Below are 522 nucleotides of genomic sequence, written 5' to 3' on the forward strand. Positions count from 1 at the left end.
CGCCGGAGCATGTACCAGGCGGAGAGCCAGTGCCCGCCAGCGACATCTTTGCCTTGGGAATCCTCGCGTTCTACGCACTTAGCGGTCATTTTCCCGTCGACCCGCATGTGAGTCAGACCGATTATGACCGCGCCCTTGTCGCGCAACAAGCACCCGGCATATTGTCGCTCGCCGCTGGGATCTCCGATGATCTCGCTAAAGTCGTGGACAGATGCCTGAGTCGCCAGCCGGCGAGACGATACCTCGACGGCGCTGAACTGATGTCGGCGCTCGACGGACTGGGAGGCAACTGATGAGCGGCGTTCTTATTCACGACGGTCGGCGGATTGGCCACCGCAAGTGGTGCGTGGAGGCGATCTCCAGGGGCACTGCCGACGGTGTCGTGCTTAGCCCCTTCGCGACTCCGCGCGTTGCCGAACCTCGCCACCCGAGCGCGTCTGAGGTTGCGCAGGCTGTGCGAGGTGTGGGCGGTGAAGTCATCTTCGATGCCATGACGCACGCCCTATTCTTACCCGGGACCAA

Annotated in this window: 1 pseudogene; it reads left to right on the forward strand. The window is 62.8% G+C overall.

Annotation, left to right across the window (positions count from 1 at the left end):
* Positions 1 to 293, forward strand: a pseudogene (locus tag IG178_RS24465) (serine/threonine-protein kinase); the annotation flags it as partial.
* Positions 294 to 522 lie beyond the last annotated feature (229 nt).

Origin of the sequence: Neoluteolibacter marinus (genome assembly GCF_014904755.1) — a bacterium.
Lineage (GTDB): Bacteria > Verrucomicrobiota > Verrucomicrobiia > Verrucomicrobiales > Akkermansiaceae > Haloferula > Haloferula marina.